The organism is Haloarcula salina (genome assembly GCF_049603855.1).
Classification (GTDB): Archaea; Halobacteriota; Halobacteria; order Halobacteriales; family Haloarculaceae; genus Haloarcula; species Haloarcula salina_A.
Genome location: NZ_CP187146.1, coordinates 2,387,010 through 2,410,089, shown reverse-complemented (window position 1 = coordinate 2,410,089; position 23,080 = coordinate 2,387,010). Strand labels below are relative to the sequence as shown.

Genomic DNA, 23,080 nt, shown 5'->3' with positions numbered 1-23,080 from the left:
CGGCCCGCGGCTACAAAAGCGCTGGCGACCGCCGTTACTTGACGCGGGTCCCCAGCGGGGCGTCCTCGTGGGTGGTCAGCAGGTCGGCCTCGTCACCGGCCGCCAGCACCATCCCGTCGGACTCGACGCCGAACAGCTCCGCCTTCTCCATGTTCGCCAGCAGGATGACCCGCGTTCCGGGCAGCTCCTCGGCGTCGTGTAACTGTCGGAGGCCGGCGACGACCTGCCGGACTTCGTGGCCGATGTCGACTTCGAGGCGGAGCAGCTTGTCCGCGCCCTCGACGGGCTCGGCGCTGCGGATCTCGCCGACGCGCATGTCGACGCCCTCGAAGTCCTCGAAGCCGATGCGCTCCTCGACCAGCGGTTCGAGGTCGACCTCGCCGCTCTCTTCATCTCCGGCGGCTTCGCCGTCTCCGTTCGAGGCGTCTGCCGACGCCTCGCTCTCGACCCGCTCCGCCAGTTCCTCGTTCAGCGCCTCGATGTGGTCGTCCTCGACCTGCTCGAACAGCTCCGTCGGCTCGTCGAACTCGGCCGGCGGCGCGTCGAGGGCGGCGTCGAGCGTCACATCGGCGGCCGACCCCTGCTCGCCAAGTTGGCCCCACAGGCGCTCGGCCTTGCCCGGCAGGACGGGTTGCATGAGCACCGCGACGGCCTTCGTCAACTGGACGCAGTCGCGGATGACCTGCTCGGCCTCCTCGGGGTCGTCGTCCACCAGGTTCCAGGGCTCGTTGCGCTGGATGTACTCGTTGCCGTAGTTCGAGAGCTCGATGGCGATTTCGGCGAGGTCGCGCACGTCGTACTCGCGGACGGCGGCCTCGAAGTCGTCGATGGCCTCTTCGATGCGCTCGCGCACGTCGTCGCTGACGGGCGCGTCGGGCGTGCCGTCGTAGTTGCGCTCGGCGAACAGCAGCGAGCGGTAGATGAAGTTCCCGACGTTGCCGACGAGTTCGCCGTTGACCCGCTCCTGGAAGCGGTCCCACGAGAAGTCCACGTCGGTGTCCAGTTCCGCGCCGGTCGCGATGTAGTACCGGAACAGGTCGGGGTGGAAGCCGGCCTCCAGGTACTCGTCGGCCCAGACCGCGCGGTTGCGAGAGGTCGAGAGGGCCTTGCCGTCGATACCGACGAAGCCGGTCGCCAGGATGGAGCGGGGTTCGTTGTAGCCCGCGCCGCGCAACATGGCAGGCCAGAAGACGGCGTGGTGCTGGATGATGTCGCGGCCGATGACGTGGATGATCTCGCCGCTTTCGTCGGTCCAGTCGTCGTCCCACTCGGGGCCGTGGCGCTCCTCGCCGCCGACCTTCCAGACCGCTTCCCAGTCGTACTCGTCGGTGCCGACTCGCTCGGAGTACTGCCGGGTCGAGGCGACGTACTCGATGGGCGCGTCGACCCAGACGTACAGCACCAGGTCGTCGCCACCGTCGGCCTCGTCGGGATAATCCACGCCCCAGTCCATGTCCCGCGTGATACAGAGGTCCTGCAGCTCGCCCTCGATCCACTCGCGGGGCTGGTTCTGTGCGTTGTCGGTCCCTTCGAGGCGGTCGAGGAATCCCTGGAGGTACTCCTGAAAGTCAGAGAGACGGAGGAACTTGTGCTCGCGCGTGCGGTACTCGGCGGGGTTCCCGGTGATCGTGCTGACCGGGTCCTCGATCTCACCGGGTTCGAGGTGGCGCTGACACCCCTCGTCACACTCGTCACCGCGCGCCTGTTCGCCGCAGTAGGGACAGGTGCCCTCGACGAACCGGTCGGGCAGGGGCTGGTCCTCTTCGGTGTCCCAGGCGACCTGAATCTCCTTCTCGTGGACGTGGTCGTTTTCGACCCACGAGCGGACGAACTCCTGGGTGAGTTCGACGTTCGTCGCGTCGTCGGTGTGGCCGTAGTTGTCGAACTCGATGTTGAACTGCGGGAACGTCTCGGCGTAGGTCTCGTGGAAGTCCAGCGCGAACTCGCGGGGCTCGACGCCCGACTCGGCGGCGTTGACCGCCACGGGCGTGCCGTGCATGTCCGACCCGGAGACGAACGCCGTCTGCTGACCGATGCGTCGCAGCGAGCGCGAGAGCGCGTCGCCGTCGACGTACGTCCGGAGGTGACCGACGTGCAGGTCGCCGTTCGCGTAGGGCAACCCGCAGGTCACGACCGCCGGGCGCTCCGTCGGGAACTCGTCGTGGCTCATACCTGTTCGTGTGCCGCCCACGGGTCAAAAGGGGGTTGGTTTCGCCGTCGCGCGCGAGGCCTGTGGGCCGTCGCGGCGCGCCTGCCCGCCCGTCAGTCCAGCAGTTCCAGGCCGCCAAAGGCGACGAACCCGGTGACGACGAGGTCCACGTCCTCGTGGCTCTCCTCGGAGCGGGGGCGCGAGTCCTCCGCCGCGCCGAACAGCGGCAACACGTCGATGCGGACGTTCCACTCCCGCGGGACCCGTATCTCGGTACCGCCGAAGATGGTGGTCGTGCTGACGTGCGCCGGTGCGTCGGCGATGCCCGCGTCCCGAAGGTCGAGTTCGACCCCGCCGAACAGCGCCGTCAGATCGGCACTCCTGAACGCGTCGGCCGTGACGCGTCGCTCCGACCCGCCGAAGAACGCGAACAGCAGGACGTGGTCGCTCTGGTCCGCCCGCGCTCTCGCCCGATACTGTCCGAGAAGCAGCGAGAGCCCGAACAGGACGATCAACAGCGGCCAGAACTGTAACACGTCGCGGGCCGCGAGGACGCCCAGCGCGACCAGTTGCCACGCGCCCGCGACGAGGATGACCAGCAGCGGGCCGACGAGATTGCGCAGTCCGCCGGTCACGAGCGCGTAGAGGCCGAGGAGGACGAACAGCGACGGGACGTAGACGAACAGCGCGCCGAGGTCGAACAGGCCGGTCGACCGTCCGAGCAGCGCGAGGCCGATCAGCACGACGATTCCGCCGAGGAGGGTCTGGGCCGTCAGACGGCTTCGGGCCATGCCTCGTCTACTCAAACAGGTTACATAAATCTGTGCGCCGGCCGCTCACAGGAGCGCGAGCGTGCCGCCGGCGAGTCCGAGGGTGACGAGCAGTCGACCCGCGCTCCCCGCGAACGTCGCCGCCCCGAAGCGGAGGTAGTCCTCCTCGAGGACGGTAAAGGCGTAGATCGAGAGCGTGTCGGGGAAGAACGGCACACACAGCGCGAGTGCGAGGCCGACGTAGCCGTACTTCTTCGCCAGCTGGATGGTCGTGCGTTCCGACCACTCGATGATGTCGAACCGGGATTCCTTGATCCGGCGGACGAGCGGGCCGTACTCCTTGGCTTCCTGGCCGATGTGAAAGGCGACGAGGCTCCCGACGGCCTTCCCGAGGGCGCTGACGACGATGATCGCCGCCAGATTGCCGGTCGTCGAGAGGCCGAGCCGAAGCGTTTCGGCCGGGACCAGCACGACTTCGCTCGGGAGCGGCAGGATGAACGCGATGAGAAACGAGTAGACCGCGATGATGCCGAGGCCGGTCGGGCCAGTGGCCGTACAGACGGCATCCTCGAGTAGGGTCAGCGCCGAGCCGGTCGTCGTACAGTCGCCGACGAACGCGACGAACATCGGTGTCGAGGCTACCAGGTCCACAGCACTCTCTAGCAAACAACGGGTCCTAAATGTTCGTATGTTTTCTCCGGAGCGCTCTATAGCGAGGCAAACGCTCGGCCGGCGCTCCGTTCCGCCGCAGTCCCTCAATACCAGTCGAGGTCCGCCACGAACGACCGCAGCATCGACCGCGTCACGTGGGGCATACACACCACGCGCATCTCGCCCGCACCGGTCTTCGAGACCCGCCAGCCGCGCTCGCGGAGTTCGTCGGTCATCGGCATCGAGAGGTCCGCGGCCACCAGCGGGAGTTCCGGGCCGACGACCTCGTGGCCCCGGGCCGACAACTGCTCGGCCAGCCAGTCCGCGTTGGCCATCGAGGTCTCGTACTGCTGTCGGTAGCCCGTCGGCCACAGCGCCTCCATCGCCGCGACGGCCGAGGCGACGCCCGCGCCGGACCGCGTGCCGGTCAGGGTCAACTGGTCCGTCGATTCGAGGTAGGGCGTCTCGACGGCGAGTTCGTCCAGCAGCGTCCGGTCCCTGGCCAGCAGGCCGCCGGCAGGGACCGCCGCCTGCCCGACCTTGTGGGGGTCGATGGTCATCGTGTCCACGTCGGCGTGGCCGAAGTGCCAGTCGTGGTCGGTGAAGGGGAGGTAGAAGCCGCCCCAGGCCGCGTCGACGTGACAGAGCGCGTCGACCGTCTCGGCGAGGTCGGCGATGGCCGGAATCGGGTCGACGTAGCCGTACTCGGTCGACCCGGCGACGCCGACCACGCAGACCGTGTCCTCGTCGACGAGTTCGGCCATCGCATCGAGATGGACGCGGTGACCTCGCGCGGGCGCTGTGCGGAGTTCGACGCCGAGCACGTCCGCGGCCTTGGTGAAGGAGAAGTGCGCGTGGACGGGCGCGACGACGTTCGGGTCGTCGGTGTCGGCGCGGTTCCGGGCGACGCGAATCGCCTGGATGTTGGCCTCGGTCCCGCCCGAGGCGACGTAGCCCGCGGGATCCGACAGCCCGGTAACTTCGCCGAGGTACTCGACGGCCTCGCGCTCCAGGTCCGCGACGGTCTCGTAGGTCCCGGGGTCGCCCGGATTCGTCGCGAGGAAGCGCTCGGCCGCCTCGCGGGCCGCGGGGTGAGGGACGGTACACATCGACGAGAGAACGCGGTCGAAATCCTGTGGCTCGGCCCGCTGGAGCATCTATCCCTCATATGGGGGGTGGTCGTTTTATGCGTTGTGCTCGGAGCTACCAGTTCGAGGGCCCGATCTTTTTGGTCGCCTTCGCCCGGAAGCCGGCCGGGCCGATGCGGGACTCGAACACCGTCTGTCGCTCGGTGTCCAGTGCGCCGCCGAACGAGCCGACCCGCATCGTCCGGTACGTCTCGAACCCCTTGTCGTTGGAGTAGAAGTAGACGCTCCCGTGGAGCAGCCCGTGGATGAGTTCGTCGGAGCGAACGGCGCTCGCGGGCCGGTCGAGCTTCACGAACGCGACGCTTCCCCAGTTGACGACGGCCTCGCGAAGCCCCATCAGGAACGCCAGTTCGTGGTTCCTCGGAAGACCGAACTCGGTCGCTCGCTCCAGATCGGTCAGCGAGTCGATGACGACGAGGGTCTCCGCGGCGTCAGTCACCCGCTCGCTGATATCTTCCAGGAATTTCTCGAAGGTCTCGTCCGACGGCTCCGACGCCGCCGGGTCCGGCTCCGTCTCGGGCTGTTCGATGTCGTCGCCCGAGCGCCGCGCGTCGAACAGGGGATTCGGGACAGGGAGCAGTTCCATGTACCGCTGGGAGAAGTCCGCGACGGTCATGTTCGCCGTCAGCGCCTCGAACTGATACCCGTCGAGCACGGCGTCGAGTTCGCTGTAGAGGTGGTCACGGTCGTGCTAGAGCGTGACGTACGTCACCGATTCGGGAATCGCCGCGGCGCGCTCGGCGACGCCGTTCGGAACCATCTCCGGGCGGTGTTTCGCGAGCATCAGCGTCGCGAGGCTTGTGTAGGTGAAGGCGTCGCCCCCCGCGTCGGACGCCCCCGCCAGCAGGGCCGTGCTCCCGGTCGGGATGCCCCTGACGTGACCGTCGAGCCCCGGAATCCCGAACGGGATGTAGGAGACGCCGGAACTGATCCCCTTGGCAGTCGTCGTCGGGTCTGACGTCATACTCGAACGACGGCGAACGGCAGGAAAAAGCTTGTCCGCGGCCGCGACGACTACCGGATCGATTCCAGCAGGAGGCGCTGCTCGACGCGCTTGACCTCGTGTTGGACGTCGCGGACGGCGTCGATGTTCGGCGAGATGGAGGTGACGCCCTCGTCGACGAGGAAGTTCACCATCTGTGGCTTCGAAGCCGCCTGTCCGCAGATGCTCGTCGAGACGTCGTGCTCGCGGCAGGTCCCGATGACCTGGCTCATGAGTTCGAGGACGGCCGGATGCAGTTCGTCGAAGCGGTCGGCGACGTTCCCGTTGTTGCGGTCGACGGCCAGCGTGTACTGGGTGAGGTCGTTCGTCCCGAAGGAGACGAAGTCGACGCCGGCCTCGCAGATCTCCTCGATGGAGAGGGCGCTCGCCGGCGTCTCGACCATGACGCCCCAGTCGCGCTTCTCGGGGTCGATGCCGACCTCCTGCATGAGGGCCTTCGCCCGCAGGATGTCCTCGGCGTCGGTGACCAGCGGGAGCATCAGTTCGACGTTGTCGTAGCCGAGGTCGTACAGCCGCTCGAAGGCGCGGAGTTCGAGCTTGAACTCGCCGGGCCGGTCGAGCGAGCGGCGGATGCCGCGGTAGCCGAGCATCGGGTTGTGCTCGCTGGGCTCGTCCTCGCCGCCCTCAAGCTGGCGGAACTCGTCGGAGGGGGCGTCGAGCGTTCGGACGCGGACGGGCCGCGGGTAGAACGCCTCGGCGACCGAGCGGACGCCGTCGACGATCTCGTCGATGTAGGCCCGCTCGCCGTGGTCCTCGACGTAGCGCGAGGGCGTCTTGTCCGTCGAGAGGATCATGTGCTCGGTGCGCAACAGCCCGACGCCGTCGGCCCCCGTCGCGGCGGCGCGCTCGGCGGCCTCCGGGATGGAGACGTTGACCTTGACCTCGGTCCCGGTCATCGGCTTGACCGGCGAGTGCTGCTCGACGGGGTCGGCGGTCTCCTCCTCGGTCGTCTCGGGGACCTCGGCCCCCTTCTCGACCGTGCCCCGCTCGCCGTCCAGCGTGACGGTCTCGCCGTCGCGGAGTTTCTCGGTGGCGTCCTCGGCGCCGACGACGGCCGGGACGCCGAGTTCGCGCGAGACGATGGCGGCGTGACTCGTCATCCCGCCCTCGTCGGTGACGATGCCGTTGGCGCGTTTCATCGCCGGCACCATGTCGGGGGTCGTCATCTCGGCGACGATGATGTCGCCGTCTTCGACCTTGTCGAGGTTGTCGAGCTTGTCGACGATGCGGACGACGCCGGTGACGCGACCGGGCGCGGAGCCGATCCCCGAGATCCTGACGGGCTCGGACTGGCTCTGCATCGAGCCGCCGTCGGCGACGCCGGAGTCGGCGCCGTCGGGCTGGCTCTCCGCGTCGGCGGTCGCGTCGGCGCTCTCACCGCTCTCGTCGATGGTGGTGATCGGCCGGGACTGGAGCAGGTACACCTCGTCCTCGTAGATCGCCCACTCCACGTCCTGGGGCGTGTCGTAGTGGTCCTCGACGCGCTCGCCGACCTCGATGAGGCGGTGGATCTCCTCGTCGGAGAGGACGCGCTCGTCGCGCTTGTCCTCGGGCACGGCGCGCTCGATGGTCTCGCCGTCCTCCCCGCGGACGCACATCACCTTCTTGTCGGCGACGGTGACCTCCTCGATGGTGCCGGTCTCGCGGTCGACGACGTAGTTGTCGGGCGAGACGGCTCCGGAGACGACCGCTTCGCCGAGCCCCCACGCGGCCTCCAGAATCGCCGTCGGGCCGCCCGTCGAGGGGTGGCTGGTGAACATGACGCCGGACTTCTCCGCGTCGACCATCTGCTGGACGACGACGGCGATGTCGACGGCGTCGTGGGCGAAGCCGTTCTCGTTGCGGTAGTAGATGGCTCGCTGGGTGAACAGCGACGCCCAGCACTCCTTGACGCGCTGGAGGAGGTCCGCGCGCGAGACGTTGAGGTACGTCTCCTGTTGTCCGGCGAAAGAGGCGTCGGGGAGGTCCTCGGCCGTCGCCGAGGAGCGGACCGCCACGTCCTCGTCGCCCATCTCGTCGTAGGCCGCCAGCAGGTCCTCCCGGACCGACGGCGGGGTGTCCGTTTCGAGGATCAGTTCCTGGGCGCGCTCGGCCGCCTCGGCCAGCGCCTGCGAGTCGTCGCTGTCGATGTCGACGGTCTCGAAGAGCTCCTCGTCTATCTCAGTTGCTTCGATGAACGACCGATACGTGTCGGCAGTAACGACGAACGCCGACGGAACGGGCAGACCCGCTCCGGTCAGTTCTCCGAGAGACGCCGCCTTGCCGCCGACCCGCTCGAGGTCGTCGGCACCTATCTCGTCGAGCCACAGTGTTGGCATGGACTCACCTGTATCATCTTCAACGACAAGTAAGGACCTTCCGGTCTGATTCCTGCCGCCATCCTAATTCACTCGATACCGAGTGAACCAGACCCTCTCGACGGCGTCTCCGCTCGTCGCTCAGACCTCGATGATGTCGTCGTCGCTCGCCTCGGGGACCGAGACGGACCCGTCCAGCGCCGTCGCGCCGCGGCCGCCGACCCACACCTCGTCGCCGTCGGTGTCGACCGACACCGTCCCGGGCCGGTCACGGAAGTGACCCCCTTCTACGACGACCTGCTCGATGGTCGAATCGAGCGCGCCGTGGCGACGGACGAACGCAGCCACCGCACCCGCCGCGGTCCCGAGTATCGGGTCTTCGGTCCCGCCCGCGCCGGCCCGGAAAGCCCGCCCGTGGAGCGTCGACCGGCGGGTCGCGTCGCCGCCCACTGTGTCGAAGGTGAACGGGTACACGCCGTCGGCGTCGACGGCGTCGCACAGGTCGTCGACGGCGGCGGCGTCCACGGACAGTCCGCTCAGGTGCTCGAAGTAGTTGACCGGGACGGCGAGCCAGGACTCGCCGGCGTCGGCCGTCGCGAGCGGGAGGTCCGCCCCCACGTCCTGTAGCGCCGCCGGGTCGACGCCCAGCGCGTCCGCCACGTCGTCGTACGCGAGGTCGACCTCGGTCACCTCGGCGCGGCCCAGGTCGACCCACACCGTCCCGTCCTCCTTCGTCTCCCCGTCGACTGTGCCGCCGCCGGTGGCGCCCGTCCACTCGTCGGCCTCGGCGAGTCCGCGCTCGAACAGCGCCGCGTGGGCGGCGACCGTCGCCGTGGCCGACCGCCCGACTTCGCCGGAGGGCGTGAAAAAGCGGAGTCGCCGGTCGGCCTCCTCCGCCGGCAGCACGAACGCCGTCGCCCTCGCCCCCAGTTCGCTGGCGACGGCCCGCAACTGGTCGTCTGTCAGTCCCGCCGCGTCCGGCACGACGCCGGTCGGCGTCCCGGCCGTCGGTTCGGCGGCGAACGCGTCGACGAGCAACGCCTGTCGGGTTTCCATGGCACGGCATTGTGCCGACCCCGGGATAACCTTTTCCGGGCCACAGTTCGCGACCCCGACGGGCGACTTTTGTACGGGGCCCTCCCACCTGAAGACATGAGTGACGACGTGGAGGTCCCCGAAAGTCACCCCCGCTACGAATCGCTGCTGACCCGCCACCGCATCGAGGCCGGCGTCGACCGCGGTATCACGTCCCGCCAGGGGCTGATCGCCCAGGGCCGCGGCGAGGCCTTCGACTACCTGCTCGGCGAGCGGACCATCGACAGCGCCGACCGCGCCGAGCGGGCCGCTGCCGCTCACCTCCTCTCCGCCGACCACGCCGTGATTTCCGTCAACGGCAACGCCGCCGCGCTGGTGCCCGGTGAACTGGTCGAACTGGCCGAGGCGACCGGCGCGGACCTCGAAGTCAATCTGTTCAACCGCACGGAGGAGCGCATCGAGGCCATCGCCGAGTACCTCCGCGAGCACGGGGCGAGCGAGGTGAAGGGACTGATCGCCGACGGGCGCATCCCCGGACTCGACCACGAGCGCGCGAAGGTGGACGCCGACGGCATCGGCGACGCCGACGTGGTGCTGGTCCCGCTCGAGGACGGCGACCGCGCCGAGGCGCTGGGCGAGATGGGCAAGACCGAACTCGTCGTCGACCTCAATCCGCGGAGCCGCTCGGCAGAGGTCGCGGCCGTCCCCATCGTCGACAACATCATCCGGGCGGTCCCGAACGTCACCGAGCACGCCCGGGCCCTCCGGGGCGACGCCGAGGCCCAGCGGGCCGCCATCGAGGACTTCGACGCCGACAGCGCCCGCGCGGACGCGGAGCGCACCATCCGCGAGGGTGACCTCGAATGAGCCTGCCGCCGTACGTCTACGCCGACCGCCGGCTCCCCGACGAGGAGACCGTGCGGGCCGAACTCGACGAGCGAACGCTGACGGAGTTCGGTGAGCGCGAGGAACTCGAACGCCTCCATCGCGTGTTCTACCCGGTGTTCGTGGTCGAGTACACCTACGAGACGGGGAAGGGCAAGCTGTTCGGTACGGACGACAAGCGGGCGACGGCGCTGCTCGACGGGCTCTGGGCCGACAACGACCGGGCCGTCGCCCAGTACGCCGACGGGGCCGAGGACGTGGTCCGGCGCGCCACCGCCGACTACGACTTCGGCATCGGCGACCCGGCGCTCGGTCGGTCCGTCCTGCTCCAGTTCCAGGTGACCGACGACGAGGCGCGGTCGCTGCTGCCCCGGCGCGTCTCGGAGTACCGCGACCAGCGGCGCACGGCCGCCTCGGGGACCGCGAACGTGTTCCTGCGGAAGCTCCGGGAGTCCTACGGCCTCCCCGGCGACTTCGACCCGGACGGGTTCGACGCGGTGACGAGCGTCGACCGGCTGTACCTCCCGTTCTGGCTCGCCGAGTACCACACGCCGGACAGCGAGGAGGTCAAGCTCGTCACGTTCCGCGACCCCTCGGCGCCCGTCGAGGAGTTGAAGCGCCACGCGTGGCTCTCGCAGTTCCTCAGTGCCGACCCGCGGCGGCTCGCCGAGTACGGCTACGACGTGAACCCCGACCGCCTCGAACGGAACATCCGCGAGCGCATCGAGGGGGCGGCCGAGACAGACGAGCCGGCCGGTCGGGACAACGGCGAGCGGCGCGACGAGACTGCACCCGACCGCGGCGACGGCGCGCCGACCATCGACCGAGAGCGCCCCTCGGACGAGGCCAGCGTCGTCCAGCCGGACGGCGTCGACCTGCGGGCCGAGCGACTGGTCGACCCGGACCCATCGCGGAGCTTCGCCGACGTGGGCGGGATGAGCGACCTGCTGGAGACGCTCAACCACAAGGTCGTCCGGCCGCTGCAAGAGCCCGAGACCTTCGAGGAGTACGGCATCGGCGTCGTCAACGGCGTCCTCCTGCACGGCCCGCCGGGCTGTGGCAAGACCCACGTCGCCGGCGCGCTCGCGGGCGAGGTCGACCACGCCTTCATCGAGGTCAGCCCCGCGGACGTAACGAGCAAGTACATGGGCGAGCCGGCCCAGAAGGTCGAGGAGCTGTTCGAGATCGCCCGCGCGAACGCGCCGTGCGTGCTGTTCGTCGACGAGATCGACGGCATCGCCGGCGCTCGCGACGGCGACAGCAACATGAACAGCAGCGAGCAACAGCTCGTCAATCAGCTGCTCACCGAACTGGAGGGCATCGCCGAGGACGACGTGGTCGTCCTGGGCGCGACGAACCTCATCGAGGACGTGGACGGCGCGATCAGACGCTCGGGCCGGTTCGACGAGCGCGTGGAGGTGCCGCCGCCCGACGCCGAGGCGCGCCGGCAGATCCTCGACATCCATCTCGCCGGGCGGCCGACGGAGCCCGACCTCGACCTCGGCCCCGTCGTCGAGGAGACGGCCGGCTTCGCGGCCAGCGACGTGGAACTCGTGGCGGACGACGCCGCTCGGCACGCGCTGCGCGAGGACGCGCCGATCGGGACGGCGCACCTGCTGCGGGCCGCCCGGGACGTGGAGACCAGCATCGCTGACTGGGTCGACCCCGAGACGGTCGCCGGGGACGGCGTCGTCCAACCGGACGGCGTCGACCTGCAGGCCGCCTCGCTCGTCGAGTCCGACCCGGGCCGCGACTTCGACGACGTGGGCGGGATGGGCGACCTGAAGATGCGGCTCCGCGAGGCGGTCCTCGATCCGATCGAGAACGCCGACGCCTACGACGAGTACGGCATCGACGTGCTCTCCGGCCTGCTGCTCTATGGCCCGCCGGGCTGTGGCAAGACCCACCTCGCGGGTGCGCTGGCCGGCGAACTCGGGCACAGCTTCGTCGAGATCAGCCCCGCGGACGTGACGAGCAAGTGGATGGGCGAACCGGCGCGCAACGTCGCCGAGGTGTTCGAGATCGCTCGGGCGAACGCGCCGTGCGTGCTGTTCGTCGACGAGATCGACGGCATCGCCGGGTCGCGCCGCGGGTCGATGAACGCGAGCGAACAGCAGCTCGTGAACCAGCTGCTCACCGAACTGGAGGGCGCGGCCGACGACGACGTGGTCGCGGTCGCGGCGACGAACTTCGTCGAGGACATCGACGCGGCGCTGCGCCGCTCGGGCCGGTTCGACGAGCGCGTGGAGGTGCCGCCGCCGGACGCCGCGGCGCGGGCGGCGATCCTCGGCGTCCACCTTCGCGACCGTCCGGTGGCAGACGACATCGACCGACAGGCCATCGCCGGACTGACCGCGGGCTACGCCGCGAGCGACCTCGAACTGCTGGTCGAGGACGCCGCCAGACACGCCTTCCGCGACGGCTCGGAGATCAGGCAGGCCCACCTCGAAACCGCCGCCCGGGAGACCCATTCGAGCATCGCGGACTGGGACGACCGCGAGCGCTACCAGCGGGCCGGCGACACGGCGGACCTCGGAATCGGCGAGTGAGGCGGAGAGCAGGCGATTGCCGTCGCGGGACGGCCGTCCGCCTCACTCCAGGTCGCCGTCGAGCGCGGCCGCCACCCGGTCCGCGAACGCGGCTGACTCGGCGAGAGCGCTCGCGGCGTCGATGTCCTCGTGGACCGGCCGATCCTCGGTGAGCGGCGGCACGACCTCGCGGACGGCGTCGACGGCTGCCGCCGACCCCACGCCGAGGGCGAGACCGTCGTCGACGAACTCGGCCGCTTGCGTCCCACAGCAGAGTTCGACGCCGAGGACGGACGCGACGTTCCGGACCGCGCGCCGAGCGAACAGCGCCGACTGCGCGCTCATGCTGACGTGGTCCTCCTGATTGGCGCTGACCGGCGTGTTGTCCATCGAGGGGCGGCCGAGCGACCGGCACTCGTTGATCAGCGCCGCGGCGGTGTACTGGGCGATCATGTAGCCCGAGCGGACGCCGCTGTCGGCCGTGAGAAACGGCGGGAGGTGGGGCTCCTGCAGATTTGGGTTGAGAAGCCTGTCGACGCGGCGCTCGGAGATGGCGGCGAGTTCGGTGAGCGCGTTCACGAGGTAGTCGAGGCGGAGCGCGAGCGGCGCGCCGTGGAAGTTCCCGCCCGAGAGCACGGCCGCGCTGTCGGTCCCCGAGGCCCGGTCGTCGACCCGATCGCGGGGGAACACCAGCGGATTGTCCGTGGCGCTGTTGAGTTCGGTCTCGACGGCCTCGCGGAGGTGCGCGACGGCGTCTCGGACCGCGCCGTGGACCTGCGGAAGGCAGCGGAAGGAGTAGGCGTCCTGCACGCGGTCGCAGTTCCGGTGGGACTCGACCACGTCGGAGTCGGCGGTGAGGCGGCGGACGTTCCGCGCGCTCGCGGCCTGGCCCGCGTGGGGACGAACGGCGGTGACGGCCTCGTGGGACGGGACCGTCGAGGCCAGCGTCACCTCCGTCGAGAGCGCGCCGGCCACGTCGGCGGCGCTCACCAGTCGCTCGGCGTCCACCAGCGCGAGCGCGGCCAGGCCGACCGTCACCTGCGTCCCGTTGACGAGCGCAAGCCCCTCCTTGGCCCGCAGCGTCACCGGTTCCAGCCCGGCGGCGGCGAGCGCGGCCGCGCCGTCGAGTCGGTCGCCGTCGACGCGGGCCTCGCCCTCGCCGATGCAGACGAGCGAGAGGTGCGCGAGGGGCGCGAGGTCGCCGCTCGCGCCGAGGCTGCCCCGCGAGGGGACGACCGGCGTGACGCCCGCGTTCAGCATCGCCACCAGCAGGTCGACCACCGCCTCGCGGACGCCGGAGTACCCCTTCGCGAGCGTGTTCGCGCGAGCGACCATCGCCGCGCGGACCTCCTCGCGGGCGAGTTCGCGGCCGACGCCGGCGGCGTGGCTCCGCAGGAGGTTCGTCTGGAGGGCTTCGAGTTCGTCGGCGGGGATGCGCTCGTCCACGAGGTCGCCGAAGCCGGTGTTGACGCCGTAGACCGCCTCACCGCTTTCCATGACGCTCTCGACGCGCTCGCGTGACGCCCGGATCCCCTTGCGCGCGTCGGCGGCTATCGAGACGGGCGCGTCGTTCCGGGCGACCGCGACCACGTCGGCGGGCGTGAGCGAGGTCCCGTCGAGGACGACCTCGGCCGTGCTGTCGTCTGCCATGGCCGTCACTACGGTCCCGACGACTGATACGTTGGGGTACCGCCAGCAGCGACGACCGCGCCGCCCTTGAGGACGGTGTCGACGACGTTCGTCCCGTACTGGTAGGGGACGTGGACGTGCGTCGGCGCGTCGAGGACGAGCGCGTCGCCCGGCGCGCCCGCACGGAGCGTCCCCAGGCCGTCGCTGCGGTCCAGCGCGAGCGCGGCGTTGTGCGTCCCGGCGATCAGCGCCTCGGCCGGCGTCAGTCCCATCTCGACGCAGGACAGCGACAGCGCGAAGCCCACGCTGTGGCTGTGGCAGTTCGGGTTGAAGTCCGTCGCGACGGCGGCCGGCGCGCCGGCGTCGAGGAAGGCCGCGGCGTCGGCGTACTCGGCTCCGAGGCCGAACGCCGTCCCCGGCAGGAGGACGGGCGTCACGCCCGCTTCGACGAGTGCCCCGATGTCGTCGTCGGTGGCGTGCAGGAGGTGGTCGGCGCTCGCGGCCCCGAGGTCGGCCGCCAACTGCGTCCCGCCGACGTGGGCCAGTTCCTCGGCGTGGACCTTCGGCGTCAGCCCGGCGTCGCGGCCCGCTTCGAGGACGCGGCGGGACTGCGCGACGGAGAAGACGCCCTCCTCGCAGAACACGTCACAGAACTCGGCGATTCCCTGCGACTCGACGGCGGGGAGCTGCTCGTCGACGACCTCGTCCGCGTACGCGTCGGCGTCGCGACCCTCGGGCACGGCGTGTGCGCCCATGAACGTCGGAACCACGTCGACCGGGTGGGCGTCGTCCGCGCGATCGATGACCCGCAGCATCCGAAGCTCCGTCTCCGTGTCGAGGCCGTAGCCAGACTTCACCTCCACCGTCGTCGTGCCGTGGGCGAGCATCGTGTCGAGGTGGCCGAGGAGGTTCGAGAGAAGCGTCTCGTCGTCGGCGTCGCGAACCGCGCGCACGGTACGGAGGATGCCACCGCCCTCGGCGAGGATGTCCTGGTAGGACTTCCCGCGCAGTTTCGCCGCGAACTCGTCGGAGCGGTCCCCGGCGAACAGCGCGTGGGTGTGCGGGTCGACGAACCCCGGCAGGACGGCCCGGCCGCTCGCGTCGACGGCGCTCGCGGCGTTCTCCGGCGGGTACTCTCGGATCACCTCGTCGGTCGGCCCGACGGCGGCCACCGACCCGTCGACCACGGCGAGCGCGCCGTCCGCGACGGTCTCCAGGCCGCGGCCGCTCTCGTCCGGGCCGACCACGAGTTCGGTCGCGCCGTGGACCACGGCGTCGAAGTCGGTCATCGGTCCGCCCCCAGCCCGGAGAGGAAGTGCGCGACGGCGCGGGCACCGACGCGGGCCGTCCGGGTCCCGTCGTCCAGCGGCGGGGCGCACTCGACGACCTCGAAGCCCGCCACGCGGGGGTCGCCCGCTACGTGGCCGAGCATCCGGAACAGTTCCCGCGTCGAGAGCCCGCCGGGCGTCGGCGCGCTGACGCCGGGCGCGGCTGCGGCCGCCAGCACGTCGAGGTCGAGGCTGACGTAGACGGCGTCCACGTCGCCCAGCGCGGCCAGCGCCTCGTCGACCGCGCCGAGCGGGTCGCCGGACACGTCGTCGGGAGACAGGACGCGCCCGCCCTGCTCGGCGAGGTAGTCGTGGTACGCCGTCGAGGTCTCGAAGTGGCGCGCGCCGACGACGGCCAGCGTATCGAGGCCGGCGCGGTGGAGCTGTCGGTACGGCGTCCCGCTGGTCGGCGCGTCGCGGACCGCCCGGCAGTCGAGGTGGGCGTCGAAGCTGATCGCGCCCACCGTCGAGTGCGTCAGCAGGGGCGCGGCGTTGGGGACCGTCAGTGAGTTGTCGCCGCCGAGGAACACGGGCACGGTGTTCGTCGCGTGGACCTCCGCAGTCACCGACCGGACCGCGTTCTGGACGCGCTCGACGCCCCCGGGCGGGATCTCCACGTCGCCGAGGTCGGCGACGGCGTCGACCGCGCCGCGCTCGACGTGGTGGGTCTTCGTCCCCGCGAGTTCGCGGCGGATGGCCGCCGGGCCCTCGCGCGCGCCCGGCCGACCGATGACGGCACCGTCGTAGGGTTCGCCCACCAGCACGGCGTCGTACTCGCCGGCGCTGTCGAGAGCCGCCGTCTCGATCACGTCGCCGAACTGCTCGTCGTTCGGGTCGCTCGACGGCCCCGTCCACGGCGCGGGATCGGTCAGTTCGGTCATCGCTCGCGCCCGGCCTCGCGGTCGCGCATCGGGACGGCCACGTCGTGGGCGTCGGCCACGTCCTCGGCCACCTCGTAGCCGGCGTCGGCGTGGCGAATCACGCCCATGCCTGGGTCGGTGGTGAACACGCGGCGGGCCTTCTCGGCGGCGAGGTCGGTGCCGTCGAGGACGACGTGGTTGTTCGTGTGCAGGGCGTTGCCGATGCCCACGCCACCGCCGTCGTGGACGCTGACGATGTCCGCGCCGGCCGCGCAGTTCAGCAGGGCGTTCAGGATGGGCCAGTCCGCGACGGCGTCGGAGCCGTCTCTCATCGCCTCGGTCTCGCGGTTCGGCGAGGCTACGCTTCCCGCGTCGAGGTGGTCCCGCGTGACCACGATAGGGGCCGATATCTCGCTCTCGGCGACCAGTTCGTTGATGCGAAGCGCGAAGCGGGCGCGCTCGGTCAGGCCGTCCTCGGTCGCGTAGCCGAGCCAGCACACCCGCGAGGGGAGGCCCTGGAACGACACCTGTTCCTGTGCGAGCTCGATCCAGCGGTGCAGGTCGTCCTTCTCGGGGAACAGTTCCGTGACGGCCTCGTCGGTCCGGTGGATGTCCGCGGGGTCCCCCGAGAGCGCCGCCCAGCGGAACGGGCCCTTCCCCTGGCAGAACAGCGGGCGGATGTACGCCGGGACGAAGCCGGGGAAATCGAAGGCCGCGTCGAGGTCGCGGTGGTCCTCGACCTGCCCGCGGATGTTGTTGCCGTACTCGAAGGCGATAGCGCCGCGCTCCTGGAGTTCCAGAATACCCTCGACGTGGCGCTCCATCGTGTCGAGGCTCTCCTGTACGTAGGTCTCGGGGTCGCGCTCGCGGAGGGCGTCGGCCTCCTCGACGGTGTAGCCCGAGGGGTAGTAGCCTTCGAGTTCGTCGTGAGCGCTCGTCTGGTCGGTGACCACGTCGGGGACGAACTCCCGTTCGAGCATCGCCTCCAGCATGTCGGCGGCGTTCACGTGGACGCCGACGCTGTAGGGCTCGCCGTTCGCGGCGGCCGCCTGTGCGCGCTCGATGGCCTCGTCTAAGTCGTCGGTCTTCTCCTGGCAGTAGCCCGTCTCGATGCGGCGGTCGATGCGCTCCTCGTCGACCTCGGCGGCGATACAGACCCCGTGGTTCATCGTCACGGCGAGGGGCTGTGCGCCGCCCATTCCGCCGAGGCCACCCGTGACGACGACCTTCCCGCGCAGGCCGTCGTTGCCCGGGTAGTGCTCGCGCGCGAGGGCGGCCAGCGTCTCGTAGGTCCCCTGGATGATGCCCTGTGTGCCGATGTAGGCCCACGAGCCGGCGGTCATCTGGCCGTACATGATGAGCCCCTTCGCTTCGAGTTCGTGGAAGTGCTCCCAGTTGTCCCACTTCCCGACGAGGTTGGAGTTGGCGATGAGGACGCGGGGCGCTCGTTCGTGGGTCTCGAAGCGGCCGACCGGCTTGCCGCTCTGGACGAGCAGCGTCTCGGTGTCGCCCAGGTCCCGGAGTTCGTCCACGATGGCGTCGTAGGCGTCCCACGAGCGGGCCGCGCGACCGGTGCCGCCGTAGACGACGAGGTCCTCGGGTCGCTCGCCCACTTCCGGGTCGAGGTTGTTGTTCAGCATCCGGAGGGCGGCCTCCTGTCGCCACCCCTCGCACTCGATGTCGGTGCCGGTGGGCGCGCCCTGATACTCGCGCCACTGCTCGGAGGGGGAGCCGATACCGTCCGCGTCGCCGTCGGGTGCTGACTGCTGTGCCATACCACGACAAAGGGCCGCGAGCGTGATAGCGACCCCGCACCGCTCGGAAGTGTTTTTAAATAGTTCTGTGAAACGCTAGCTATGTACGAGGCCGTGTTCCGGGTGTACGGCGACGGGGCCTACGAGGCGGCGACGGACGGGACGGGGACCGTCATCGAGCTGTGGTGCAACGACCACAGCGACCTGCTGCACGTCAGCGGCCGCGACGCCGACGACGTGCTCGCGGAGGTGCGCGAGACGGTCGGCATCGGCGAGCGCCTGGAGAAGGGTGACGAGCAGGTGCTGGTCACCGAGGACTGTCTGAAGTCGCGCCTCGACAACAACGTCGAGCGCTACCTCGCGAGCGAGGGCTGCCTGCTCGTTCCGCCGCTGAAGTACGCCGAGGGCGGGAAGCTGGTCCGCGCGCTGGCGCTCAGCCCCGACTCGCTCTCGGGAGTGTACCGCTCGCTGGCCGCCGAGTTCGACGTGACGGTCGAGTCGAAGCGCGAGGTGCAGTCGGTGACGCCCGACGCGCCGCTGCTGACGGTCGACGCGGTGCTGCCGGACCTCTCGCCCCGGCAGCGCGAGGTGTTCCTGACGGCGTACGAAGACGGGTACTACGAACTGCCCCGCGGGACGACGACCGAGGCCGTCGCGGAGCGCGTGGGCGTGGAGCGCCGAACCGCGGAGGACCACCTGCGACGGGCGGAGAAGAAGCTGGCCGAGTCGCTGGTGGAGTACCTATAGGAAGCCCAGCGCGGCCAGCGCGTGGGTGATGCCGGCGACGAGCGGGACGAGGATGATCGTCCGCATGACGAACAGCGCGACGAGGTCGCGGAAGCGGATTGGCACGTCACTGAACATGTCCATCATCATCGGGCCGACGCTGGAGAAGAAGATGAGCTGGGAGACGGCGAGGACGCCGACGAAGAACTTCGCCTTCGTCGCCGTCTCGGTCACCAGCAGGACGGGGACGTACATCTCGGTGATGCCGACGATGGTCGCGGGCGCGACCACCTCGGCGTTCGGGATGCCGAGGGCGGCGATGACGGGCGTCAGCGGGCGACCGAGGATGTCGAAGACCGGCGTGTGCGCCGACAGGAGCGTGGCGGCCAGCCCGACCGCGAGGATGGTCCCGAGGATGAGGCTCGTCAGCTTCAGCCCGTCGACGAAGCCGCGCTTGGCCGCCTGCGCGAACGTCTCGCCCTCCGCGGCCTTCCCCACGGCCTCGCTGATGGCCAGCCGGACGTAGTCTGTCGGCGACCCGGAGAAGGCGACTTCGGGGTCCGGCTCGGCGATGTACTCCTCGGGCGTCGTCGCGATGGGCGGGAGGCGGACGAGGATGGCCCCGGTGACGACGACACAGAGGAAGTACGCGCCGAAGATGAGCGGGAACTGGGGCAGCATCTCCAGCGTGGCGGCGACGACGCCGACGAAGCCGATGGACACCGTCGAGAAGCACGTCGCGATGGTGAACACGTCGCGCTTGTGGTAGCCGCCCTGCTCGAAGACGTTTCGCGTCACGTAGAGGCCGACGCTGTAGGAGCCGACCCAGGAGGCGAGGCTGTCAAGCGCCGCCCGGCCGGGCACCTTGAACAGCGGGCGCATCACGGGACGAGCGAGCGTCCCGACGAACTCCAGGCCGCCCAACTCGACGAAGATGGTGATGAAGATGGCCCCGATGGGGATGATGACGCCGACGCTGTACACGAGCGTCCCCCACATCAGGCCGCCGGTGCCCGGCGTGTGGAGCCACTCGGGGCCGAGTTTGAGGAACATCACCGGCGCGAGCAGCAGGCCGGCGACCCGGAGCGCCCAGAAGACGCCCGAGGTCTCGAAGTACGACAGGTCGTAGCCGGCGACCTCCTCGTCGCCGACCATCGCCAGCGTCGTCAGTACCCCGCCCGCGACGATGATCGCGAGCGAGTAGACGCCGACGGCGGTCGGGAACGTCTCGGTGACGTTGCTAACGACGATGTCGAACGGCACCGTGACTTCCCCCTGGTAGGGCACGGGCAGGAGGAAGAACACGCCGCCGACCAGGAAGGCGACGAGGAACTTCACCACCGGCCGTGCGTCGTACTCGTGGAGGTCGACGTCGTCGATGTCTCTGGCGCTCGGTTCCGTGTCGACCGTGTACGTTCCGCTCGTTTCGGTAGACATTACCACACACTACCCCTGTTCGGCCGTTAGTCCTGAAACCACCGTGTGGGGGTGGGTTTATAAGTAAAGGCGGTCGGCCGACTCGTCCGAGCGACGCGACGCATCAGAACGACTTTGTACCACCACAAAATATCACTAAGTGGTATGAGCGAATTCGACCAGTTCAGCGACGTCGGCGAGGCGGAAGTGACCCGCGCGATCGGACAGGAGTGGACCGAGGAGTTCATGGACTTCTCCGACTCCGACGTCATCATCGTCGGGGGCGGCCCCTCGGGGCTGATGGCCGCGAAGGAACTCTCGGAGCGCGGCGTCCAGACGATGGTCGTCGAGAAGAACAACTACCTCGGGGGCGGCTTCTGGCTCGGCGGCTTCCTGATGAACAAGGTCACCGTGCGCGACCCGGCCCAGCAGGTTCTCTCAGAGCTCGACGTGGACTACAAGCAGTCCAAGGACAGCGACGGCCTGTACGTCGCCAACGGCCCGGAGGCCTGTTCCGGCCTCATCAAGGCCGCCTGCGACGCCGGCGCGAAGATGCAGAACATGACGGAGTTCACCGACATCGTCATCCGCGAGGACCACCGCGTCGGCGGCATCGTCATGAACTGGACGCCGGTCCACGCGCTGCCCCGCGAGATCACTTGCGTGGACCCCATCGCCGTCGAGGCCGATCTCGTCATCGACGCCACCGGCCACGACGCGATGGCCGTCAAGAAACTCGACGAGCGCGGCGTCCTGAACGCGCCGGGCATCGAGGACGCGAAGTCCAACTCCGGCATGGACCAGACGAGCGACGACACCTACGGCGCGCCCGGCCACGACTCGCCCGGTCACGACTCGATGTGGGTCGGCGAGAGCGAGGACGCCGTCGTCGAGCACACCGGTCTCGCCCACGACGGCCTCGTCGTCACGGGCATGGCCACGGCGACGACGTACGGCCTCCCGCGCATGGGGCCGACGTTCGGCGCGATGCTCGTCTCCGGCAAGCGCGCGGCGCAGGTCGCGCTCGACGAACTGGAGGTCGACGCCGATCCCGTCGACATCACGAGCCGCGACGCCGCGACGCCCGCGGACGACTGAGCCGATCGATCGTAGCCCGCTTCGGACCCGACCTTACTGTATCGCTCGCGTCGACTGCACCTCGACCCCGGTACAGTCGACGCGAGCGCCGCCGCTCTCGCTCTCCGTAATCGACAGGTCCCAGTCGTGTGTCTCGGCGATGGCGGCGACGATCGCGAGTCCGTAGCCGGTCCCGTCGTCGCCGGAGTACCCGTACTCGAACACCGTCTCTCTGTCCGCCGGCGGGATCCCGGGACCGTTGTCTTCGACGAAGAAGCCGTCAGATAGCAGTCCGACTCTGACGGTGTCGCCACCGTGGTCCGCGACGTTCCGGAAGAGGTTCTCGAGCAGTCGCTGGAGCCGCGAGCGGTCGGCGGCGGCTGTCGTCGAGTCGTCGACGTCGTTGGTCAGCGTCACGGCGTCGGTGTCGCTGGTCTCCCAGGCCGCGTCGACGACCGCCCGGAGGTCGACCGTCTCGATCTCCACCGCCGCGCTGTCCTCTTTCGCCAGCGTCAACAGGTCGCTGATGGTCTCGTCGATTCGATCGAGCGCCGAGAGCGCCGTCTCGAGGTGGTCCGAGTCTCCGTCCGCGGCCTCGAGTGCGACGTGACCGTGGGCGACAGACAGCGGATTCCGAAGGTCGTGACTGAGGACGCTCGCGAACTGCTCTAGCTGTTCGGTCTTCCGTTCGAGGTCTGCGGCGTACCGTTCCAGTTCGGTCACGTCGCGGAGCACGAGCACGTACCCGCGGGGCTCTCCCCCGCGCGCTATCTTCGAAGACTGCACCCGAAGCGTCCGCGTCCCGGACTCATCGGTCAGCTCGACCGTCGAGGCGAAGGGGCCGGTCTCCGCTTTTGCCGCGGTCTCCGCTGCCATCGGAACGACACCGGCTCCGTCGGTCGCACGGCGGTCGGTGTCGACGAGTGCAGGAACGACGTCGTCGAGCGGGTCGCCGAGATGTGTCTCGAGGTCGGGGGAGAGGTCCGCCGCCGCCTCGTTGAAATCGACGAGTCGCCGTTCGCCGTCCACGACGAGGATCGCGTCGTCGAGCGACGAGAACGCCGCGCCGCGTGCGAGCGGGACGACGCCGAACAGGTGGCGTTTGAACAGTCCGAAGGAGACGATTACGCCGAAGATACTGGCACCAAACACCCCGTACGGAAACCCCCGAATCGGCACGAAGTCGGTCACCGAGAGCAGCGCTGGCACGACGATGAAGAGTAGTCCGACCAGGAGCGAACCGGTCTGCGACCAAGTGGTTCGTCGTGAGACTAAGTGCATGTGGAAGAGCAGTCCGAGACCGACGACGACCGGGAGGTTCGCCCCGATCGCGAGCACTTTCGCGAGCGCCGTCGTCTCGACGGCGAGGTGCGGGAACGGCTCGGCCGCGATGTGTGCGTTCAGGAACAGCAGCCCGTGTAGCGGTTCAGTCAGCGTAAGCGCTACGGCCCCACCGACGAAGGCGAGTAGCGTCCACCGGACCGGCCTGGTCAGCCAGGCCTCCCGGCCGGTGAACGACACCGCGAACACCAACAGGATGGACGGCCCCATTAGAAAGAGGCTGAACCAGAGGCGACCGACCATCTGTTTCATCCCGAGCGTCGGTGCGAGCACCTGCGCCGCGACGAGCGTCGCAAAGATCGACTGGGTGACGAGCATCGCCGCCATCACTGTCGCGGACCTGTCGTCGGTCTGGCGTCGGACCCAGTACGCCGTGATGGCCGTGACCACCGCTGTCAGTAGCAGGCCGAGAAGGTGCGCGAGTAACAGGTCCATCCGACTGAATCTCTCGCGCTGACTGGTAAGAGTCCATTCGTGAAATAA

General features: G+C 69.6%; 18 protein-coding genes. 4 read left to right on the top strand and 14 right to left on the bottom strand.

Annotated elements, in window-relative coordinates:
* Nucleotides 1-34: 34 nt before the first annotated feature.
* The 8 genes from metG to ACOZ4I_RS12335 all read right to left on the bottom strand — a co-directional run bounded on the left by metG (nt 35) and on the right by ACOZ4I_RS12335 (nt 9,074).
* Nucleotides 35-2,170, bottom strand: coding sequence for a methionine--tRNA ligase (gene metG, locus ACOZ4I_RS12370; protein ID WP_423999967.1), 2,136 nt, complete (start codon nt 2,168-2,170; stop codon nt 35-37).
* A gap of 92 nt (nt 2,171-2,262) precedes the next feature.
* Nucleotides 2,263-2,940 (bottom strand): LiaF transmembrane domain-containing protein, encoded by a 678-nt coding sequence (locus ACOZ4I_RS12365; protein ID WP_423999965.1) that lies wholly within the window; start codon nt 2,938-2,940, stop codon nt 2,263-2,265.
* Between the two features lie 45 nt (nt 2,941-2,985).
* The gene (locus ACOZ4I_RS12360; RefSeq protein ID WP_423999963.1) at nt 2,986-3,570 is read right to left on the bottom strand and encodes a YqaA family protein; all 585 of its coding nucleotides are present in this window, start codon (nt 3,568-3,570) and stop codon (nt 2,986-2,988) included.
* A 104-nt stretch (nt 3,571-3,674) separates the two neighbouring features.
* Nucleotides 3,675-4,727 (bottom strand): tyrosine decarboxylase MfnA, encoded by a 1,053-nt coding sequence (gene mfnA / locus ACOZ4I_RS12355; protein ID WP_423999961.1) that lies wholly within the window; start codon nt 4,725-4,727, stop codon nt 3,675-3,677.
* 46 nt (nt 4,728-4,773) lie between these two features.
* Nucleotides 4,774-5,373: a hypothetical protein gene (locus ACOZ4I_RS12350; RefSeq protein ID WP_423999959.1), complete on the bottom strand. Its 600-nt coding sequence runs from the start codon at nt 5,371-5,373 to the stop codon at nt 4,774-4,776.
* 36 nt (nt 5,374-5,409) lie between these two features.
* The gene (locus ACOZ4I_RS12345) at nt 5,410-5,682 is read right to left on the bottom strand and encodes a hypothetical protein (RefSeq protein WP_423999957.1); all 273 of its coding nucleotides are present in this window, start codon (nt 5,680-5,682) and stop codon (nt 5,410-5,412) included.
* A gap of 50 nt (nt 5,683-5,732) precedes the next feature.
* On the bottom strand, nt 5,733-8,039 hold the full coding sequence (gene ppsA, locus ACOZ4I_RS12340; RefSeq protein WP_423999955.1) for a phosphoenolpyruvate synthase: 2,307 nt from the start codon (nt 8,037-8,039) through the stop codon (nt 5,733-5,735).
* A 120-nt stretch (nt 8,040-8,159) separates the two neighbouring features.
* Nucleotides 8,160-9,074, bottom strand: coding sequence for a PhzF family phenazine biosynthesis protein (locus tag ACOZ4I_RS12335; RefSeq protein ID WP_423999953.1), 915 nt, complete (start codon nt 9,072-9,074; stop codon nt 8,160-8,162).
* Nucleotides 9,075-9,170: 96 nt separating this feature from the next.
* Here ACOZ4I_RS12335 and ACOZ4I_RS12330 point away from each other — a divergent pair, with 96 nt between their 5' ends.
* Nucleotides 9,171-9,920, top strand: a complete 750-nt coding sequence (locus tag ACOZ4I_RS12330) for a 4-phosphopantoate--beta-alanine ligase (protein WP_423999951.1) — start codon at nt 9,171-9,173, stop codon at nt 9,918-9,920.
* The gene (locus ACOZ4I_RS12325; protein WP_423999949.1) at nt 9,917-12,487 is read left to right on the top strand and encodes an AAA family ATPase; all 2,571 of its coding nucleotides are present in this window, start codon (nt 9,917-9,919) and stop codon (nt 12,485-12,487) included. Before ACOZ4I_RS12330 ends, ACOZ4I_RS12325 begins: the two co-directional genes overlap by 4 nt.
* Nucleotides 12,488-12,529: 42 nt before the next feature.
* On the opposite strand, the gene hutH is transcribed toward ACOZ4I_RS12325, so the two are convergent.
* From hutH to hutU, 4 genes are read right to left on the bottom strand one after another with little or no spacing between them, the layout of a single operon-like run.
* A complete protein-coding gene (gene hutH / locus ACOZ4I_RS12320) occupies nt 12,530-14,116 on the bottom strand; it encodes a histidine ammonia-lyase (protein ID WP_423999947.1) in 1,587 nt (528 codons plus the stop codon).
* Between the two features lie 8 nt (nt 14,117-14,124).
* On the bottom strand, nt 14,125-15,384 hold the full coding sequence (gene hutI / locus ACOZ4I_RS12315) for an imidazolonepropionase (RefSeq protein WP_423999945.1): 1,260 nt from the start codon (nt 15,382-15,384) through the stop codon (nt 14,125-14,127).
* Entirely contained in the window at nt 15,381-16,304 is a 924-nt protein-coding gene (hutG, locus tag ACOZ4I_RS12310; protein WP_423999943.1) for a formimidoylglutamase, read from the bottom strand. The genes hutI and hutG overlap by 4 nt, the downstream gene beginning before the upstream one ends.
* Nucleotides 16,301-18,058 (bottom strand): urocanate hydratase, encoded by a 1,758-nt coding sequence (hutU, locus tag ACOZ4I_RS12305; protein ID WP_423999941.1) that lies wholly within the window; start codon nt 18,056-18,058, stop codon nt 16,301-16,303. Before hutU ends, hutG begins: the two co-directional genes overlap by 4 nt.
* Before the next feature lie 81 nt (nt 18,059-18,139).
* Here hutU and ACOZ4I_RS12300 point away from each other — a divergent pair, with 81 nt between their 5' ends.
* On the top strand, nt 18,140-18,784 hold the full coding sequence (locus ACOZ4I_RS12300) for a helix-turn-helix domain-containing protein (protein ID WP_423999939.1): 645 nt from the start codon (nt 18,140-18,142) through the stop codon (nt 18,782-18,784).
* On the opposite strand, the gene ACOZ4I_RS12295 is transcribed toward ACOZ4I_RS12300, so the two are convergent.
* A complete protein-coding gene (locus tag ACOZ4I_RS12295; RefSeq protein WP_423999937.1) occupies nt 18,779-20,200 on the bottom strand; it encodes a YjiH family protein in 1,422 nt (473 codons plus the stop codon). The two genes, ACOZ4I_RS12300 and ACOZ4I_RS12295, sit on opposite strands and share 6 nt — an antisense overlap.
* A 144-nt stretch (nt 20,201-20,344) precedes the next feature.
* Between ACOZ4I_RS12295 and ACOZ4I_RS12290 the strand changes: the two genes are divergently transcribed.
* A complete protein-coding gene (locus ACOZ4I_RS12290) occupies nt 20,345-21,277 on the top strand; it encodes a sulfide-dependent adenosine diphosphate thiazole synthase (protein ID WP_423999935.1) in 933 nt (310 codons plus the stop codon).
* A 33-nt stretch (nt 21,278-21,310) separates the two neighbouring features.
* Here ACOZ4I_RS12290 and ACOZ4I_RS12285 read toward each other — a convergent pair whose 3' ends face one another.
* Nucleotides 21,311-23,032 carry a histidine kinase N-terminal 7TM domain-containing protein gene (locus ACOZ4I_RS12285; RefSeq protein WP_423999933.1) on the bottom strand — a complete coding sequence of 574 codons (1,722 nt, stop codon included), beginning with the start codon at nt 23,030-23,032 and terminating at the stop codon, nt 21,311-21,313.
* Nucleotides 23,033-23,080: the final 48 nt, after the last annotated feature.

What these genes read in the sequence shown, in the direction of transcription:
- metG (WP_423999967.1), bottom strand. Translation starts at nt 2,170, where the DNA reads ATGAGCCACGACGAGTTCCCGACGGAGCGCCCGGCGGTCGTGACCTGC.
- ACOZ4I_RS12365 (WP_423999965.1), bottom strand. Translation starts at nt 2,940, where the DNA reads ATGGCCCGAAGCCGTCTGACGGCCCAGACCCTCCTCGGCGGAATCGTC.
- mfnA (WP_423999961.1), bottom strand. Translation starts at nt 4,727, where the DNA reads ATGCTCCAGCGGGCCGAGCCACAGGATTTCGACCGCGTTCTCTCGTCG.
- ACOZ4I_RS12345 (WP_423999957.1), bottom strand. Translation starts at nt 5,682, where the DNA reads ATGACGTCAGACCCGACGACGACTGCCAAGGGGATCAGTTCCGGCGTC.
- ppsA (WP_423999955.1), bottom strand. Translation starts at nt 8,039, where the DNA reads ATGCCAACACTGTGGCTCGACGAGATAGGTGCCGACGACCTCGAGCGG.
- ACOZ4I_RS12335 (WP_423999953.1), bottom strand. Translation starts at nt 9,074, where the DNA reads ATGGAAACCCGACAGGCGTTGCTCGTCGACGCGTTCGCCGCCGAACCG.
- ACOZ4I_RS12330 (WP_423999951.1), top strand. Translation starts at nt 9,171, where the DNA reads ATGAGTGACGACGTGGAGGTCCCCGAAAGTCACCCCCGCTACGAATCG.
- ACOZ4I_RS12325 (WP_423999949.1), top strand. Translation starts at nt 9,917, where the DNA reads ATGAGCCTGCCGCCGTACGTCTACGCCGACCGCCGGCTCCCCGACGAG.
- hutH (WP_423999947.1), bottom strand. Translation starts at nt 14,116, where the DNA reads ATGGCAGACGACAGCACGGCCGAGGTCGTCCTCGACGGGACCTCGCTC.
- hutI (WP_423999945.1), bottom strand. Translation starts at nt 15,384, where the DNA reads ATGACCGACTTCGACGCCGTGGTCCACGGCGCGACCGAACTCGTGGTC.
- hutG (WP_423999943.1), bottom strand. Translation starts at nt 16,304, where the DNA reads ATGACCGAACTGACCGATCCCGCGCCGTGGACGGGGCCGTCGAGCGAC.
- hutU (WP_423999941.1), bottom strand. Translation starts at nt 18,058, where the DNA reads ATGGCACAGCAGTCAGCACCCGACGGCGACGCGGACGGTATCGGCTCC.
- ACOZ4I_RS12300 (WP_423999939.1), top strand. Translation starts at nt 18,140, where the DNA reads ATGTACGAGGCCGTGTTCCGGGTGTACGGCGACGGGGCCTACGAGGCG.
- ACOZ4I_RS12295 (WP_423999937.1), bottom strand. Translation starts at nt 20,200, where the DNA reads ATGTCTACCGAAACGAGCGGAACGTACACGGTCGACACGGAACCGAGC.
- ACOZ4I_RS12290 (WP_423999935.1), top strand. Translation starts at nt 20,345, where the DNA reads ATGAGCGAATTCGACCAGTTCAGCGACGTCGGCGAGGCGGAAGTGACC.
- ACOZ4I_RS12285 (WP_423999933.1), bottom strand. Translation starts at nt 23,032, where the DNA reads ATGGACCTGTTACTCGCGCACCTTCTCGGCCTGCTACTGACAGCGGTG.